Genomic DNA, 16,264 nt, shown 5'->3' with positions numbered 1-16,264 from the left:
TTCAGGCCTTCTTTGCGTTTTGGCAAAGAAGAAATGCACTGACGACGACATTGTATCCTCGCCATAGAAAAGGAAATTTCAATGACGGATGCACAGATCGGGCTCATGGTCGCAACACCGGCGATCATCGGCTTTTCACTGGTTCTTTATCGTATGGGAGCTTTACAGGGCGCGGGCACGCTCTCCGCCGTTGCGGCTTCCATTGTGATTGCAGCCGTTCTTTTCCTTGGTCAGTAGGTAGAGGGAAGAATCATGGATGCGCCGCCAGTCTTGCACGCGACCGATATCAGTCGCCTCGAGGCCCACCATCATGATCTGCTGGCACTGTGTCTGCAGTTGGAGGAAATCGCTGAGGACCTCGAGACCGGCGCCTCTGTGCAGGAGTTCCGGCGGATATCAACGCTCATTCCGCGTCTTGTTGGTGAAACCCATGCGCTTGAAGAAGAAGTTCTGTTTCCAGATTTCAGTCGGCAGGCTCATTCCCATTTCGCCAACGCCATCATTGAACGCCTGAAGGCGGAACATCGTTGTGACCGGCTGGCCGCCGAGGAATTGTCACAGACATTGATGGCAATTGCAGACGGTCGTTGCCGTCTTGCTTCCGACACCATTTCATACATGGTACGTGGCTTTATGGAGAGCGTACGCCGCCACATCCTGTCGGAAAAACTGATGATAGAGGCGCTGCTGGCAGCGAAATCCGAGGAGCGGGAAGTTTTTGGATGAGACGAAGGCGATATGCCGGGCGTCTTTCGTTCGGCATACCGTGTTTCCGGCTGTTCTACCGTTCGCCGTCGGCAAGTCGTCTCACACCTGACATATTGAGTACGGTCAGTTTCTGGCGGCCGCCCCGAACAAATCCTTGCGCTTCCCAGCCGGTGAGAATGCGCGACACTGTATGCAGTGTCGTTCCGGTCATCTCGGCGATATCCTGTTTGGTGATTGGAAAATCGATCCGGATGCCGTCATCTTCTTTCCGGCCAGCTTGACGGGCGAGGCGCAGAACGGTGTGCGCGACACGCCGTTCCACTTCTTCCGTCGACATCTCACGGATACGCGTGTGGGCTTCTTCCAGCCTTTTGCCGATTGTCTGGATCGCATTCATTGCCAGACCGGGATTCTGCTCGACAAAATAATCCCAAAGCTCGGTTGGCCAGGCCAGTACGATGCTTTCCGCCACGGCAATTGCCGTGCCGGGATAATCGCTTCTCTGCAAGGCTCGGGCAAAGCCGAAAAGGTCCCCCGGATGCACCATGCGGACGATGATCTGCTGTCCGTCCGGGGTGATCTGATTGACCTTCAACCGCCCGTGCAGGAGGAGGTAGAAAAGAACGGCATCGTCGCCTTGCTCGAAAATCGCCTCTCCCGGAGGAACGCGCTTTGTAGTTGCATACGAAACAAGCTTATCGAGTTCGCCATCACTCATTTTGGCGAACAAGGACAGTTTCCTGACTAGTCCGCGATCTATCAAGGACATTGCGTTTCTCACACTCCAAGACCCTGTATCTACCTTAGCACAGCAAGGCGGGCTTGGAATTGTTTTCGGAGCCGGGGATCGGGCATTCACAATTAATCCCTCATGCGCCGATGTTCTGGATGCGCTTCCATACCACAGCATACCAGCGGTTGTCTCGGACAAGCCGGAAACCGAGATTGTCGGGTGGAACGCCGACGCTGCATCCTCCGGTTTTCGGGTTGCGAATGAACGAGCTCATCGCAGCGCGGTGCTTGCCATTGACGACATAAACGCCGCAAGACGGTACTTCCGCGACCTGCTTGCCGTAGGCATCGATATTGACGCGGCGGTGGCAGGTCTGCGTCCATTCCCACACATTGCCTGCGATATCGGCTACGCCCAGCTCGTTGATACCAAAAGCGCCGGTGGGGCGTCTGGTCGGGCTCCTGTCCAGCTTGCGAGCGCTTTGCTTTTCATAGTCTCTCAGCCAGCGGATTGCCGGATTGGCCGCAGCATCGTCCTCAATGCCAAGGGCGTCGTCGGGAAAGCGCGAGCCGGCAGCGAATGCCCATTGCTCGTCTGTCGGCAGATGCCAGATTTCGCCGGTTTTGCGTGAAAGCCAGTCGGCATAATTTTGCGCATCATCATAGCTGACGCCAACGATCGGACCCTCTGCATCGGATGCGTCGTGATTGTGCGGCAGAGCCTCGGCGGACTGGCAGTCGCCGTCGGCGACGCAGCGCTCATAGTCAGATGTGCTTACCTGATACTTCATGATCTCGAATGCCCGCTGCAGCTTGCGGGTCGTCAATGGGGCGTCAACGGGGTAATTGTTCTTCTGAAAGTCGCCATCGGCCCGATACGTCATGGTACGAGGAGCGATAACGATCATTTCCGGACCAACGGCCGAAGCGTCCGGCATTGCGCGGTCTGGACGTCCTACGACATCAACGACGATCAATCCCGCGATGACTGCCAGCAAAACCGCCGGAACGGCCACGGCAAGCTCGCGCAGGCACTTTTTTCCTTTGCCTTCGTTCATCGGATATCAGGGGGCTGCATCCGTCCGGGAGGCAGATGGATGCAGCCCCGAGCCTTTCATCCTAAAGCATGGTCAGAGCATTTCCAGCGAATGTGCGAAGTGGTTTCGCATGGATAATGCGTGCAGAGGGAGAGAGCGGTTCCGATTCCGTTTTGACTGGAGCCGCTCCAGGTTTGCCAAAGGCGCTCTGGGAGGCGAAGCGCCTTCATACATTCGCTTTACGTGCCAGATGGTGCGAGAACCGACGTCATCAGATCGTCGTTCCATTCACCCGTGACCTTGAAGTGGGCGGCAGCGCCGAGTTCAAAAGCCTCGATCAGATTGTGGTTCACATAGGCGTAGATGCCGGGCTGCTGGAACGTGTAGAAGGCTGCTCCGGCGGCACCACCCGGAATGAACCAGGTTTCCTGATCGACGTCGGGCGGCGTATTGAACTTGCCGGTCGCCCAGACATAATCCCCATGCCCCCCGATCAGATGTGGTCTCGTATCGCGGTTGGCCTGCGAGTGGACGATCAGGACTTTCTCGCCAACCGCCGCCGTCATGGCCTTGTCGCCAGTCAGTGCGCCCACAGCGCCGTTGAACACCACATGGGTCGGAGTGAGAGTGCGCATGACCTTGACGGTGTCTTCATAAGCGTCGCCGGGCGCCTCGTATTTCTTGTATTTGCCGTTCTCGTCGCGCGGGACATAGAAATCCTGTTCGCCGACATAATAAATCTTGTCGTAGGTCAGCGCTTTGCCTTTGCCGTCATGCAGACCCTCGCGCGGCAGCACCATGATCGCACCATTCATGCCCGATACGACATGCCAGGGAACCATTCCGGGAGGTGCGCAGTGGTAGACGAAGACGCCGGGCTTGGTCGCCTTGAAGCGCAGGATGGTCTTTTCTCCCGGATTGATTTCGGTCAGCCCGCCGCCGCCCAATGCACCGGTTGCCGCATGGAAATCGATATTGTGCATCAGCGTGTTGGTTTCAGGGTTGATGAGTGTCAGTTCGAGATAATCGTCCTGATGCACGACCATCAGCGGTCCTGGTACGGTGCCGTTGAATGCCATGGCGTGAACTTCGGTTCCCGCATCGTCGATGACGATCTTCTTTTCCTCGATCACCATGGTGAATTCGACCACCTTGGGTCCGCCTTCTGCAACCTGACTATGGGCATGCACGAAGGGAGGGTCCACAAGCTCCACCTTCTGGCGTGGAAGTGCTGCTATTTCTGCCGCAGTTGCCTTCCTCACCGCGCCTTGTCCCCAGGCGGATGTGGTTGCCAGAACCGGCGCAAGCGCCCCAGCCAGGGCGGCTCCTGCCAATATGGTGCGGCGACTGATTTGCATCTGTTCGGCCATCGATACTCTCCTTTACGATAGGACCGAGCATTTCCTGCTCTGTCATGCCGACTATAGGAAGAGGCGCCTCGATGTTCCTTGACTGCGATCAAGGTGATACAAAAAATTGGGTAATATTAGACGTTTAATATCAATGACTTAAGTTGACTGATTAATGTCCGTCCCGCTTTATTTGCGCTGGAACAAAGGCTCAGCCGCAGGGGTTTGGCCAAAAGTGAAACCAGCGAACAGATTGGCTCTGTTCGCTGGTTTCGATGATGCGGATATACGTCGGGAGATTAATCTCCAAATCGCGCTTGTACTTCAGGCATCGCCATCTCCGGAATCCACTCCGGCTCGTAGGTCAGTTCGACATTGACTGCATGAACCCCTTCGACAGATTCGGCGCTCGCACGAACGGCATCGGTCAGATAACCGGCAGCGGGGCAGCCGGGCGTCGTCGTCGTCATGCTGATATCGACAGTTCCGCCATCACCAATGTCGATACTGTAGATCATGCCAAGGTCAACGAGGTTGAACCCTAGTTCGGGATCGAGCACCAGACGCAGACTTTCGATGATCTGCCTCTCCAGCTGGTCATGTACCGTGTGTTGCATGACGACTACCTCGCGTCTCCAACACGGATCATTATACGATAGGCGGTGCCGGTCTCATCGAAATTGCCGACCCATTCGTGACCGCGGTTTTCGAGTTCGGGAAAGAGGAATAAAGGTTCGCGGTGCAGCAGGGCGAACAGAACCGCGCCTGCAGGCATTTCTTCCACTTCCGCAAGAATGCGCACCATTGGTTCCGGCGGCTGCATGTCCGAACAATCGAGATAGCGTGATGGTTCAGGCCAGACATCCGGTGAACCGACATTGTCCGAGAACCGCAGTTCAGGCGCGGCGTCCATCGCCGGACTGAACAGGACTTGCCAGTCGCCATCCTCCAGCGGCTCCGCATTTGCGGAAAAGCCTTTTCGCTCCATGACACTGAAAAGCGGTGCCGGTTTGAACGGGGCGATCAGCAGGAGGCTTTGTCCCGGCGAAAGACTGTCGACTGCTTCCATAATGGCATTGAACGGTTCCACGCCGCCCTTGATCAGAGGGCGCACGTCCAGCACATGATGCGTGATGTCCTGAACTGAGAGTGTCATTTCGATCTCCTGAGAATTGGTTCACCGGCATAGATGAGATGTGGCAGGGTTGCCCCTTTTGGCAGGCGTAGGCCGTGCGGTACATCGAGAAGCCGCCGGGCGCGGAAGAAGTGCACGATCAATGCAAGGATCGCCATGAGATTCAACGTAATGGCCAAACGAAACACGGTTGGATATTCGGCAATCAAAGCCAGCGTCGCGACGGCAACGCCAGTATAATAAAGAGAGAACCACTGACGTGCGCGACGCTCGCTGACCATGTCCTGCACGCGCGGCGTCGGTGCCCTGCCCATGACAGGACCATAACATTCGAGCCAGGTCAGGAACGGCACGATCTTGTAGAGTTGGGCAAGGCTGAGGCCGGTCAGCCAACCGAAGGCGAACAGATAGATGAGGGCTGCAATCATCGCATCGGTAGTGCCTGTCCAGAACAGGCCAATTGCCAGAAGAAGCGAGAGCCCTAGTGCGATGAAGGCTGGAATACTGGCGGCACTGTTCAATTCTATCGTCTTGCGCTTGCGCTGCCGGTAGATCGTCTGAATATCGACGATATAGAGTGCAATGCAGGCGATTCCGGGAATGAGAGCCGCCGTGACGGCGATTTCGACCGATCCCATTCCCAAGGCGACAACGACAATTCCGACAGCGAGGATGGTCAGGGCAGCAGCGCCTTCCCACCAGATAATTCTGGTTGTTTGTCGCGCAGCATCAGGGGACAACATGAACATTGTCAGCAGTCTGTAGCTTACACCCATAGCTGTGAAAGTCATCCAGCCACCGAGACCAAGCGCGGCGTGAACCGGCAATGCCGCTCCCGCGATATCGAGCAGAACGGCTTGCTCCGTAAAGCCGGAGAGCGCGAAGGTGAAAACACTGCCAAGCAGAGCTGTTGTCATAAGGCAGCAGATGCCTGCCGCAACAAACCGCGCGGGCAGGGCGATTGGGCGAGCGAGCCAGAGCGTCATGCCCAGTATGGCGAAAATGGTGGAAAACCCACAGGTCAACAGGATGCCAGAGACCGGAAGCAACCATGCCGGGCTCTCCGTCAGCCCAGCCATGCCCGCAAAACCAATGAGCAGTCCGGACAAGCCTGTCACGAGCAGAAGCAAAGCGGGGAGGCTTGCCCGGCTTCCCCACAGGGATTTGTTCACGAGAACTGGCACAAATTGCAGGAGTGCGCCGCTCATGAGCAGTGCAAGCCATCCAATAGCGATGGCGTGCACAACTATCAGTGTTTCCGCAGCGCGAATTCCATGACCCGGAAAGCCGAAACCGCCTGCCATCAAGGCAAGTCCAAAGACAAGGAAAGCCAGCGAAGCGGTAAAGTAGGATAGGGTCCAACGGGAAAGCGTCGCGCCGATCATCTCAATTCGTCCTGGACGTTGTGCCTACAAGACTTCAGTGATTGCCGCAGGTGCACTCATGGTCAGCACCGTGATGGCCTTTTCGGCGACCGATTTCGACCCGCCACAATGGACCGGTTTCCTTGTAGACCCACGAGAATGCACCCGGATTGCGGGTTTCAAGCTGGTGGCGCAGTGGCACCGGATCGTGATCATTGATGATTTCCAGTGCTTCGCCGGGTTCAAGCGAATCGATCATCGAGAAGATCGTCGCATGTCGCGAAATGGGCGGTATGGTGCGAACATCAATTACGGGGGATAGTGAGACAGGTTCTGCCGACATCTGATTGTTCCGTGGCTGTCAGGCTTCGAAGCATGATGATGACAGCCGCATCATCATTCGAGCCATTCTAGAGTGACAGTCACAAACCGGATTTGTTGTATCTCAAAGAAGGTGGGAATTTTCCTTGCGATCGAAAAGCGTGTGAGCCACCCGGCACGGTGGCTCAGTTGCAAAAGTCCGAGATGGGGGCGATCACCGGTTGCTTGAGAGTGCCTGCACCAGATCGGTTTCCAGATCTTCCGGATCTTCCAGGCCGATCGAGATGCGAATGAGCTGAGCGCCAATTCCCAGGTGGTTTTTCTGGTCTTCAGGCACAACCGCGTGGGTCAGGGAATATGGATGCTGAATGAGACTTTCCACGCTTCCGAGGCTGACTGCAAAGTGGAAATAACGGGTCGAAGTCAGAATACGTTCGACGCGTGTCAGGTCGCCTGCAACCTCGATAGAAATGACGCAGCCGAAGTTGATCATTTGTTCAGCGGCCAGTTTATGCTGCGGATGGCTGGCAAGGCCAGGATATACAACCTTGGTCAGTCCCAGTTCTTCAGCTCTTTCTTCGAGACTGGTCGCCAGCTTCAGTGCCGTTTCCGATTGCCTTATGCTGCGGATTTCCAGGGTTTTCAGCGAACGGTGCAGAAGAGCGCAATCTGTCGGTGACATGACCGAGCCGAGGGCGTTCTGCAGATAACCAACCCGTTCGGCAAGCTTGGCGGATGCGTTTGCTGATACCGCGACCACGCCCCCCAAAAGATCCGAATGTCCGTTCAGCATCTTTGTTGCCGAATGTACAACCACATGAATTCCATGATCGATAGGACGCTGGCCTGCCGGCGATGAGAAGGTGCTGTCACAAACCGTAATTGCACCGGCCTGTTTGCCAAGTTCAGCAACCAGCGACAGATCGACAATGCGAAGCGTTGGATTGGACGGGGTCTCAAACCAAAGCAGAGCTGGCTTATGGTCGAGGACAGCCTGGCGCAGTGCAGCTTCGTCGGAAAAATCCACGAAATTCACATTGTGCGCGGCGGTGACTGGTCTGACATCGGCCAGCAGTCGGTAGACGCCACCGTAGAGATCGTTATGGGCCAATATCGACGAACCGGCCGGAAGCGCCTCCAGCAATGTTGCGGCCGCGGCAAGCCCGCTCGGGAAAACGAAAGCTGCTGCCGCGCCCTCGAGATCGGCAAGACAGCGTTCGAGACCGTTTCTGGTCGGATTGCCGCTGCGGGTATAGTCGTACCCCTTGCTCGCTCCTATGCCATCCTGCACGTAGGTCGTCGCATGATAGATCGGAGGGATCACGGCTCCGGTCAAAGGGTCAGGTTCCTGACCGACATGGATCGCACGTGTTGCAAAACCGGCCTGATTGCGAGGAGGGTTTCTGGACAATTTTTTGTCTTTCTGAAGTTGGTCTATCGGACCCGGATTGCTTACCAGCTACTCACCGGTTTCATAATATGATTTTCCAGCTCTATCGGGCACATTTCCTTACGCTAGCCAAATTCACGGCTTCTGGCGGCTTTCGGGGTAAGTGCAGTCTCACTCGCCCGCAGGATCAGGTTTGCCCCAACCAGTATCTTTACTGGCGGTTGCGGTTCGGCAGTGTTGATCAAATCGTCGAGCACGGTGACCGCGAGGTTTCCGATTTTCCGTTTGGACACGTCAACCGTTGTGAGACCCGGCTCCATGGTTGCACTTTGCGGCAGATTATCGAAGCCAATCACCGAAACATCGTCAGGAATACGAAGACCCTTGCCCTTCAGTGCGCGGATGAAGCCATAGGCGATGATATCGTTCGTGCAGAAATAGCACTCGGCCAGATCGAGTCCTGAATGCAGCATCGCACAAGTATCGCGATGGGCGCCTTCATAGGTCGATTCAACCGAAAGGATATCGCGCTCCTGAACTTTCAGGTCCAGACGCTGCATATTCTTGAAAAACGCATCGCGACGAAGACGGAAGTTTGTCGTTTCCGTATGACTGGCGACAAAACCGATCCGCGAAAAACCAAGCTGCTTGAAGCGCGACAGAACCTTGAAGACGGCGTCCTCATTGTTCATGTCGACGAAATTGGCTTCAATGACCTCATAAAAGGTATCGATGAAGACTGTGGGCAGGCCGAGCCCCTGTATCATGTGGATGTCTGCCGCCGAAAGCTCGGTCCCAAGCGCGATCACACCGCGCACCGGCGCACCGGCAAGCGATTCCGCTACTGCACTTATCGGCTGCCCGTCGAAACTTACCACTTCCAGCGTATAGTTTCGGCGCGTCGCTTCCGAGGACATGCCGTCAATATAATCCGAGACAAAAACACTGTGATCGCGGTTGACCGTCTCGCCATGCTTGGCAATCTTGAGAAAGCGGATCGTCTCCCCGGTGCTTGGCGCAGTTTTTGACGCGCGCGGAACATAGTTCAGTCTGGAAACGGCTTCGAGGACACGTGCACGCGTTTCGCCCGAAATTTCGCCCTTACCGTTGAGCACAAGCGAAACCGTTGCCGGAGAAACGCCGGCAGTCTCTGCGATGTCTCTGATCGTAAAAGACTTTTTCTTTTTCATATGCTCCGCACGATTATAGGAATTCGGTTAAGGACATTGGCTCCGGGATTGAAAACAGCTGCCATTTGTATGGCATCTGCTCTCGGGAACTTCAAATCCGCAATTGGCGCCAGATTCAATATGTTGCCGGTTTTGGTCTCAGATCAAGAATTAACAGGCCCCATCTTTTCAACGGCAAACGTTCGATTTTGCATCCTGATATGAATCATATGTTTAGTAAACAATATGAGCGATAATTAAACCGATTAGGGTAAAATCGATCCACAGGCAACGGAAACTTGCCGATATTGCGCTTGACAGCCGTATGCCATCTCGTCATTTATTTAGTGAATAACAGTTTTGTTTACTAAACGTGGTGGGAGGAGACCATGCAGAAGACAAGCAATCAGCTTGCTATGCTTGTTGTCATCAATCTCGGATTGCTCGCGCTTGGCGCGTATATTTCGGGAGGATCTTTCCTATCCCTGTTCAATCTGCAGTCGATGGCGGGTCAGGTGCCTGAACTCGGGTTGCTGGCAATCGGCGTCATGCTGGCTATGTGCGCTGGCAATGGCGGGATCGATCTTTCGGGTATTGCGCTGGCCAACCTTTCCGGTGTGCTTTCAGCCGTCATCGTTTCGATGTTTATCTCAAGCGCCGAAAACCAGCTTGGCTTCAGCCTTGCCTTCATCGGACTGGCACTGGTGATCGGTCTTGCGGGCGGCATCGTCAATGGAATCCTGATTGCGCGCTTCAACATCACGCCAATCCTCTGCACGCTTGGCACGCAGATGGCGTTTACGGGTCTTGCGGTTGTCGTGTCTGGCGGTCGCGCTGTCATGGTCGGCAGTCCCGATCTTCTGTCGCGCATCGGCAATGACATGTTCCTCGCCGTGCCAATCAGTTTCCTGATCTTCATAGCGGTTGCCTTGCTGATTGCAGCCGTGGTGCGCTTTACCCCTTACGGCTACTGGCTGATGTTGATGGGAACCAATCCAAAAGCCGCTGTCTTCGCTGGCTTCCCGCGTAATGGCGTGCTGATTGCGACCTATGCCACGAGCGGATTTCTCGCAGCAATTGCGGGCATCATCATTGCAGCGCGCAACGTCAACGTGAAGTTCGACTATGGTAGCTCGTATCTGCTGGTCGCCATTCTCATCGCCGTCATGGCGGGCGTGAAGCCTGAAGGTGGTTATGGCCGTGTCATCTGCGTGGTGCTGAGCGCTATTGCTTTGCAGCTCATGTCCAGTCTGCTCAACTTCGGCGGCCTTTCCAACTTCGTCCGCGACTTTGCCTGGGGTCTGCTGCTGCTCGCCTTCCTTGCAGTCGGAAAATACGACATCGCGGGATTCTTTACCCTCGGCAATCGCCAAAAGGGAAACATCGGTGCTCAACCCTCAGGCACCCGAACATAGACTTTGGGGGATGGTAAGTGTGGAGGAAATGATGAAAGCAACAACGAAAAAACTGCTCACCGGAACCATCATTGGTGCAGCGATCGTCGCGGGCAGCGCGGGCACGCTCGTCGCACAGGAAAAGCCGGTCATCGCAACGGTCGTCAAGATCAGTGGTATTCCTTGGTTCGACCGCATGAACACCGGTGTTGAAGCCTATCAGAAGGCCAACCCGGACGTGGTTGCAACGCAGAGCGGACCGGCAACGGCAGACGCCGCGCAGCAGCTTCAGATCGTGCAGGATCTCGTTGCCAAGGGCGTTAATGCACTTGCAGTCGTCCCGATGGACCCGGCCGTTCTCGAAGGCACCTTCAAGCGCGCCATGGAACGTGGCATCATTGTTGTGACGCATGAAGCCGACAACCAGGTCAACACCATGGCCGACGTCGAAGCTTTCGATAATGCCGATTACGGCACGGCGCTCAACGAACGTCTGGCAGAATGCATGGGCAAGAGCGGCAAGTGGACCACCTTTGTTGGCTCGCTCGGCAGCCGCACGCATATGCAGTGGGTTGGTTCGGGCGAAGAAAACGCCAAGAAGTATCCTGACATGCAGCTCGTCGATCCGAACAACGAATCCTTTGACGATGCCAACGGCACCTATGAAAAGGCCAAGGAAATCCTGCGCAAGCATCCCGACCTGAAGGGCTTCCAGACGTCTGCCGGTAACGACGTTCTCGGCGTTGGCCGTGCGATCGACGAAGCTGGCCTGAGCGGCAAGGTTTGCCTGGTCGGCACCGGCCTGCCGAACCCATCGGCAGATCTTCTTGAATCCGGCGCCATCACCGCAATCGGCTTCTGGGATCCGCAGAAGGCTGGCATGGCGATGAATGCGGTTGCCAAGCTTCTGCTCGAAAAGAAGGAAGTCAAGGAAGGCACCGACCTCGGCGTTGAAGGCTATAACAAGGTCAGCGTCAAAAAGGGTGCCGGTGAAGGCCTGCTCGTCATCGGTAACGGCATGGTTATCGCTGACAAGGCGACCTACAAGGAACACCTGTTCTAAGAGCGCTGCTACAGGCTGACTGACCATCGTGTGCGGACATCGTTCAGCCGCACGCGGTGGTGTCAAAAGCCCGGATGCTTCACTGCATCCGGGCGCCTGAACCAAACGAACTATCTAAAATCAAGACATTAGCGCGTGGCGAACGAAAGCCAACGGTCCTACAGCCAGCCCAATCGCTTTGGCGAGCGGTGCGGCGACAAAGGAATTTAACGTGTCAACTACGACGAAGAATGGGACGAGCAGCGACCGGTCGCCGGATCGTTTTCTCGAACTGCGCAACATCCATAAGCGGTTTGGCGGCGTTCACGCGCTGCGCGGCATTGATCTGACAATCGATCTTGGCCAGGCCTATCACCTGTTGGGTGAAAATGGCTGCGGCAAGAGCACGGTCATCAAGATCATGTCCGGCGCACATGCACCCAGCGAAGGCGAGATCATTCTCGATGGCAAAACCTATACTTCGCTGAACCCGATCCAGTCGCTGGCAGCCGGTATCGAGACCGTCTATCAGGATCTGTCACTTATCCCCAATCTGACCGTCGCTGAAAACGTAGCGCTGAATGAGCAGCTTGTTGAAGGCAATGGCCGACTGTTCCGCAGTGTCAAGCTTTCGCAGCTCCGCGAAACTGCAGAACGGGCATTGAGCACGGTTGGCCTGCCAACTGACAAAGCCTTTCTACACACAATCGTTTCCGAGCTGCCGCTTGCCATGCGCCAGCTGGTTGCCATCTCACGCGCAATCGCAACCCGTGCCAAGCTCGTCATCATGGATGAACCGACCACATCGCTGACCCGTCGCGAAGTGGACAATCTGATTGAAGTCGTTGAACGCCTGCGCGCAGAACGCGTCGCGGTGCTATTCGTCACCCACAAGCTTGATGAATGCTATCGCATCGGCGGCAATGCAGTGGTCTTCCGCGATGGCCAGTGCGTGGCACAAGGCCCGATCGAAAACTACACCAAGAAGCAGCTGTCCGAACTGATGATCGGCAGGGAAATCGACGCTGAGCGTTATCGCACGGCACAGCCTGGCGACACCGAACTGCTTAAACTCGACGGCCTTACCGCATCGGGCTTCAAGGACATTGGCTTTACCCTTCGTAAGGGTGAAATCCTCGGCATTACCGGCCTTGCAGATTCCGGACGCAACGAGCTGGCCATGGCAATCACCGGCGTTGTACCTGCTGATAGAGGTTCAATCCGCCTCGAAGGTCAGAAGACCGAAGTTAAAAGCCCGGCGGAAGCCATCGAGCGTGGCATTGGCTATGTGCCGGAAGACCGCCTTGCAGAAGGCCTTTTCCTCGACAAGTCGATCTTTCAAAACGAGATCGCTCTGATCTTCAGAAAGCTCTGCAACAGCCTTGGCATCGTCGATCAGAAACAGGGCCGCAACATCGCCGCCTCGCTGATGAAAGAGATGCGGCTGAATACAACCAATCTCGACCTGCCGGTTGGCGCACTTTCGGGCGGCAATCAGCAGCGCGTTTTGATTGGTCGCTGGCTGAGCATTGGCCCCAAGCTTCTGGTGCTGCACGGTCCGACCGTCGGCGTTGATGTGGGATCGAAAGACACAATTTACCGCGCAATTCAGGCGCTGGCCGAAGCTGGCATGGGCCTCATCATCGTCAGCGATGATTTGCCGGAGCTTCTGCAGAATGCAGACCGCATTCTCGTCATGAACTCAGGCAGCATCGTCGCAGAACTGGATGCTGCACAGGCCACCGAAGATCAGCTCTATCAAGCCATGATGTCGTCGCAGAAGGAAGTTGCCTAATGAGTGCGTCGCAGTATCAACAGGATCTGGGTCGAGTCCAATCTTTCAGGTTGGGTGACTTCATTCGCAGGCGCCCGGAATCGATCACTTTCTTCCTGCTCGTGGCAATCTGCACGATTGTCTCGATCATCAACCCTGCATTCCTGCAAGCCTCGACACTGATCGATATTGGCCGTGCCAGTGTGGTGATGGGCCTGTTTGCGCTTGGCGTCTTCATCATTCTCGCCGCTGGCGGCATTGATGTTTCCTTTACGGCAATTGCTGCCACGACAGTCTATTCGCTGACGCTTCTGGTGCAGGCCTATATGCCGGAACTGCCGATCATCTTCATCATTCTGATGGCGATTGCGGGCGGTATTTTCCTCGGCGTCCTCAATGGTCTTCTGGTGCATTACCTCAACGTACCGTCACTGATCGTCACCATCGGCACGCAATATCTCTTCCGTGGCTTCCTGCTGGCCTTTGTCGGCACGGTCTGGATCATGTCCCTGCCCCCGACAATGGGCGCCTTCGGTCGCCTGCCGCTGTTCCAGTTTGAATCGGCGACCGGTGCCACCATCACCATGCCATTCTACTTTCTGGTGCTGCCTGCGGCCGCAATCCTGACCTGGTGGATATTGAACCGCACTTTGATGGGCCGCGCGATTTTTGCGATGGGTGGTAACAGCCAGATCGCAAGCCGCCTCGGCTACAACCTGCGCACCATCCATATCTTCCTGTTCGGCTATGCAGGTGGTCTGGCCGGACTTGCAGGCATCATCCATGTCTGCGCCAATCGCCAGTCGAGCCCTTTCGATTTTGTCGGAACCGAAATCGCGGTTATCGCCGCTGTGGTTCTGGGTGGTGCACGCATCACCGGCGGCACCGGCACAGTCTTCGGCACCCTTCTCGGTGTGCTGCTCATCACCGTCATCAACAGTGTTCTGGTGCTCGTCGGCATCCCCAGCACATGGCAGCGTCTTGTCGTCGGCTGCTTCATTCTGCTGGCTGCCGCCTTCTTCGTCACCCGCCAACGCAAGAAATAACCCGATACTCTCAAGAGGAAATCATGAAGAAATTCCTGAACGATCCCGTCAATTTCGTGGATGAGATGCTTGAAGGCATCTATCGGGCGCATCCCGAGCTTACCTTTGTCGACAACGACAAGCGTTGCATGGTCACAGCCGATACCAAATCCGGCAAGGTCGGCATTGCAACAGGCGGCGGCTCCGGCCACCTGCCGCTGTTCCTCGGCTATATCGGTGAAGGCATGATCGATGGCGCGGCTGTCGGCGGCGTCTTCCAGTCGCCAAGTTCAGAGCAGATGTATCAGGTCACCAAGGCTATCGATCAGGGCGCTGGCGTTCTTTACATCTATGGCAACTACAGCGGCGACATCATCAATTTTGATATGGCTGCAGAACTTGCCGATCTTGATGGCATTGCAGTCAAGCAGGTTGTCGGCAATGATGATGTGGCGTCCTCCGTTGTCGGCGAAGAACACAAACGTCGCGGCGTTGCCGGTATCTTTTTTGTCTACAAGGCAGCCGGTGCAGCTGCAGCCAACGGTCTGTCGCTTGATGAAGTAACACGCCTTGCCGACAAGGCACGTCTGCGCACCCGCACCATGGGCGTTGCGCTTTCCAGCTGTGTTGTGCCGGAAATCGGTCACGCCACCTTCTCCATCGGCGAAGATGAAATGGAAATCGGCATGGGCATCCATGGCGAACCGGGCATCAGCCGCAAGAAGCTTGCCAGTGCCGACGCCGTCATCGACGAACTGATGGAACGTATTTTCGCCGAGCAGGCCTATGCCAAGGGCGATGAAGTAGCCGTGCTGGTCAATGGTCTTGGCGGCACGCCGCTTGAAGAGCTTTACATCATGTTCCGCAGAGTTTCCCAGCTGTTTGATGAGCGTGGCGTCAAGGTCAAGCATGTCTGGATCGGCGAGTTTGCCACTTCCATGGAAATGGCTGGCGCGTCAGTTTCCGTGCTGCATCTCGATGACGAATTGGAACCGCTGGTTGCCGCTTCCGCCAACACCCCATTCTTCAAGCATTTTGCGGGTTGAGGTGCAGTCATGAACGTCATTACAGCATCTGATCTGATCAATCTCTTCGACAGCTGGAAGCAGCTTTTTGCAGAACAGCGCGAATTCCTTATCGCGCTGGACGGCAAGGTTGGCGATAGTGACCTTGGCATCACCATGAGCAAAGCCTTTGCAGCAGCTTCAGAAGCTGTCCATGCGGAAGGTGAAGCTGCAGGCATCGCCAAGCTTCTGCGCACAGCTGGCGCCACCATGGCGCGCGTTGCGCCATCGACCATGGGTACGCTGACCGCAACGGGCTTCCTGCGTGCAAGCAAGGCCTGCGATGGTATCGACGAGTTGGGCACTGCAGAGATTGCCGCCTTCTGGCGTGCCTATCGCGATGGCATTGCCGAACGCGGCAAGGCAAAGGTTGGCGACAAGACACTTCTCGATGTGCTTGATCCAATCGCCGTAACGCTTGAAGCACAAGCTGCAGCTGGTGCATCACTTACTGATGCGCTTGCAGCCGCCGCCAAAGCTGCCGAAGATGCGCTTGAAGCGACCAAAACGATGGTTGCCCAGCACGGCAAGGCCGCAGCTTTTCAGGAAAAGACCATCGGTCTTCAGGATGCAGGCGCAACTGTCGGTATGCTGCTGATCACCAGCATGTCGGCTTTTGTTTCGGCAAACACATAAGAAGATCAGCGAATGGCTGATAAAGTTCTGCCCACGACGAAGACTCTGGTCCTCCGACTCTTTATCAGCTGATCGGCCCTTCACAATCTGAAGGAAATGTTGGCAGACCCCGACATCGCGCTAA

The 16,264-nt window shown here is 55.8% G+C and carries 17 protein-coding genes; 8 read left to right on the top strand and 9 right to left on the bottom strand.

Annotated features, from left to right (window positions below):
- Positions 1-81: 81 nt before the first annotated feature.
- On the top strand, positions 82-237 hold the full coding sequence (locus CES86_RS27620) for a hypothetical protein (RefSeq protein WP_010660610.1): 156 nt from the start codon (positions 82-84) through the stop codon (positions 235-237).
- A gap of 15 nt (positions 238-252) precedes the next feature.
- The gene (locus CES86_RS21785; RefSeq protein ID WP_094515434.1) at positions 253-726 is read left to right on the top strand and encodes a hemerythrin domain-containing protein; all 474 of its coding nucleotides are present in this window, start codon (positions 253-255) and stop codon (positions 724-726) included.
- A gap of 55 nt (positions 727-781) precedes the next feature.
- Here the strand turns inward: CES86_RS21785 and CES86_RS21780 are convergent, their stop codons facing one another.
- The 9 genes from CES86_RS21780 to CES86_RS21740 all read right to left on the bottom strand — a co-directional run bounded on the left by CES86_RS21780 (position 782) and on the right by CES86_RS21740 (position 9,226).
- On the bottom strand, positions 782-1,477 hold the full coding sequence (locus CES86_RS21780; protein WP_010660612.1) for a Crp/Fnr family transcriptional regulator: 696 nt from the start codon (positions 1,475-1,477) through the stop codon (positions 782-784).
- A 100-nt stretch (positions 1,478-1,577) separates the two neighbouring features.
- Positions 1,578-2,498 (bottom strand): SUMF1/EgtB/PvdO family nonheme iron enzyme, encoded by a 921-nt coding sequence (locus CES86_RS21775; protein WP_094515433.1) that lies wholly within the window; start codon positions 2,496-2,498, stop codon positions 1,578-1,580.
- A 218-nt stretch (positions 2,499-2,716) separates the two neighbouring features.
- Positions 2,717-3,847, bottom strand: a complete 1,131-nt coding sequence (gene nirK / locus CES86_RS21770; RefSeq protein ID WP_010660614.1) for a copper-containing nitrite reductase — start codon at positions 3,845-3,847, stop codon at positions 2,717-2,719.
- Positions 3,848-4,125: 278 nt separating this feature from the next.
- Positions 4,126-4,443 (bottom strand): metal-sulfur cluster assembly factor, encoded by a 318-nt coding sequence (locus tag CES86_RS21765; RefSeq protein WP_012093659.1) that lies wholly within the window; start codon positions 4,441-4,443, stop codon positions 4,126-4,128.
- Positions 4,444-4,448: 5 nt separating this feature from the next.
- The gene (locus CES86_RS21760) at positions 4,449-4,982 is read right to left on the bottom strand and encodes a DUF2249 domain-containing protein (RefSeq protein WP_012093658.1); all 534 of its coding nucleotides are present in this window, start codon (positions 4,980-4,982) and stop codon (positions 4,449-4,451) included.
- Positions 4,979-6,346 (bottom strand): hypothetical protein, encoded by a 1,368-nt coding sequence (locus CES86_RS21755; RefSeq protein WP_094515432.1) that lies wholly within the window; start codon positions 6,344-6,346, stop codon positions 4,979-4,981. The genes CES86_RS21760 and CES86_RS21755 overlap by 4 nt, the downstream gene beginning before the upstream one ends.
- A 34-nt stretch (positions 6,347-6,380) precedes the next feature.
- The gene (locus tag CES86_RS21750; protein WP_010660618.1) at positions 6,381-6,668 is read right to left on the bottom strand and encodes a DUF2249 domain-containing protein; all 288 of its coding nucleotides are present in this window, start codon (positions 6,666-6,668) and stop codon (positions 6,381-6,383) included.
- 192 nt (positions 6,669-6,860) lie between these two features.
- The gene (locus CES86_RS21745) at positions 6,861-8,057 is read right to left on the bottom strand and encodes a trans-sulfuration enzyme family protein (RefSeq protein ID WP_094515431.1); all 1,197 of its coding nucleotides are present in this window, start codon (positions 8,055-8,057) and stop codon (positions 6,861-6,863) included.
- A 104-nt stretch (positions 8,058-8,161) separates the two neighbouring features.
- Positions 8,162-9,226: a LacI family DNA-binding transcriptional regulator gene (locus CES86_RS21740; RefSeq protein WP_012093655.1), complete on the bottom strand. Its 1,065-nt coding sequence runs from the start codon at positions 9,224-9,226 to the stop codon at positions 8,162-8,164.
- A 368-nt stretch (positions 9,227-9,594) separates the two neighbouring features.
- Between CES86_RS21740 and CES86_RS21735 the strand changes: the two genes are divergently transcribed.
- From CES86_RS21735 to CES86_RS21710, 6 genes are all read left to right on the top strand, one after another.
- Positions 9,595-10,620, top strand: a complete 1,026-nt coding sequence (locus CES86_RS21735; RefSeq protein ID WP_012093654.1) for an ABC transporter permease — start codon at positions 9,595-9,597, stop codon at positions 10,618-10,620.
- A gap of 31 nt (positions 10,621-10,651) precedes the next feature.
- Complete coding sequence (locus CES86_RS21730; RefSeq protein ID WP_012093653.1) at positions 10,652-11,662, top strand: substrate-binding domain-containing protein; 1,011 nt, start codon at positions 10,652-10,654, stop codon at positions 11,660-11,662.
- A 211-nt stretch (positions 11,663-11,873) separates the two neighbouring features.
- On the top strand, positions 11,874-13,436 hold the full coding sequence (locus CES86_RS21725) for a sugar ABC transporter ATP-binding protein (RefSeq protein WP_094515430.1): 1,563 nt from the start codon (positions 11,874-11,876) through the stop codon (positions 13,434-13,436).
- Positions 13,436-14,461, top strand: coding sequence for an ABC transporter permease (locus CES86_RS21720; protein ID WP_094515429.1), 1,026 nt, complete (start codon positions 13,436-13,438; stop codon positions 14,459-14,461). Before CES86_RS21725 ends, CES86_RS21720 begins: the two co-directional genes overlap by 1 nt.
- A gap of 23 nt (positions 14,462-14,484) precedes the next feature.
- Positions 14,485-15,486 carry a dihydroxyacetone kinase subunit DhaK gene (locus CES86_RS21715; protein ID WP_094515428.1) on the top strand — a complete coding sequence of 334 codons (1,002 nt, stop codon included), beginning with the start codon at positions 14,485-14,487 and terminating at the stop codon, positions 15,484-15,486.
- Positions 15,487-15,495: 9 nt separating this feature from the next.
- Entirely contained in the window at positions 15,496-16,140 is a 645-nt protein-coding gene (locus tag CES86_RS21710; protein ID WP_094515427.1) for a dihydroxyacetone kinase family protein, read from the top strand.
- The last annotated feature ends 124 nt before the right edge of the window (positions 16,141-16,264 follow it).

This window comes from Brucella lupini (genome assembly GCF_002252535.1).
In the GTDB taxonomy this organism is placed as follows: Bacteria; Pseudomonadota; Alphaproteobacteria; order Rhizobiales; family Rhizobiaceae; genus Brucella; species Brucella anthropi.
The sequence above is the reverse complement of the archived record's forward strand: the minus strand, read 5'-3'. Positions and strand labels throughout refer to the sequence as shown.

Excerpts from the sequence above, each read along its gene's own strand:
- CES86_RS27620 (WP_010660610.1), top strand. The coding sequence starts at position 82 with ATGACGGATGCACAGATCGGGCTCATGGTCGCAACACCGGCGATCATC.
- CES86_RS21785 (WP_094515434.1), top strand. The coding sequence starts at position 253 with ATGGATGCGCCGCCAGTCTTGCACGCGACCGATATCAGTCGCCTCGAG.
- CES86_RS21780 (WP_010660612.1), bottom strand. The coding sequence starts at position 1,477 with ATGTCCTTGATAGATCGCGGACTAGTCAGGAAACTGTCCTTGTTCGCC.
- CES86_RS21775 (WP_094515433.1), bottom strand. The coding sequence starts at position 2,498 with ATGAACGAAGGCAAAGGAAAAAAGTGCCTGCGCGAGCTTGCCGTGGCC.
- nirK (WP_010660614.1), bottom strand. The coding sequence starts at position 3,847 with ATGGCCGAACAGATGCAAATCAGTCGCCGCACCATATTGGCAGGAGCC.
- CES86_RS21765 (WP_012093659.1), bottom strand. The coding sequence starts at position 4,443 with ATGCAACACACGGTACATGACCAGCTGGAGAGGCAGATCATCGAAAGT.
- CES86_RS21760 (WP_012093658.1), bottom strand. The coding sequence starts at position 4,982 with ATGACACTCTCAGTTCAGGACATCACGCATCATGTGCTGGACGTGCGC.
- CES86_RS21755 (WP_094515432.1), bottom strand. The coding sequence starts at position 6,346 with ATGATCGGCGCGACGCTTTCCCGTTGGACCCTATCCTACTTTACCGCT.
- CES86_RS21750 (WP_010660618.1), bottom strand. The coding sequence starts at position 6,668 with ATGTCGGCAGAACCTGTCTCACTATCCCCCGTAATTGATGTTCGCACC.
- CES86_RS21740 (WP_012093655.1), bottom strand. The coding sequence starts at position 9,226 with ATGAAAAAGAAAAAGTCTTTTACGATCAGAGACATCGCAGAGACTGCC.
- CES86_RS21735 (WP_012093654.1), top strand. The coding sequence starts at position 9,595 with ATGCAGAAGACAAGCAATCAGCTTGCTATGCTTGTTGTCATCAATCTC.
- CES86_RS21730 (WP_012093653.1), top strand. The coding sequence starts at position 10,652 with ATGAAAGCAACAACGAAAAAACTGCTCACCGGAACCATCATTGGTGCA.
- CES86_RS21720 (WP_094515429.1), top strand. The coding sequence starts at position 13,436 with ATGAGTGCGTCGCAGTATCAACAGGATCTGGGTCGAGTCCAATCTTTC.
- CES86_RS21715 (WP_094515428.1), top strand. The coding sequence starts at position 14,485 with ATGAAGAAATTCCTGAACGATCCCGTCAATTTCGTGGATGAGATGCTT.
- CES86_RS21710 (WP_094515427.1), top strand. The coding sequence starts at position 15,496 with ATGAACGTCATTACAGCATCTGATCTGATCAATCTCTTCGACAGCTGG.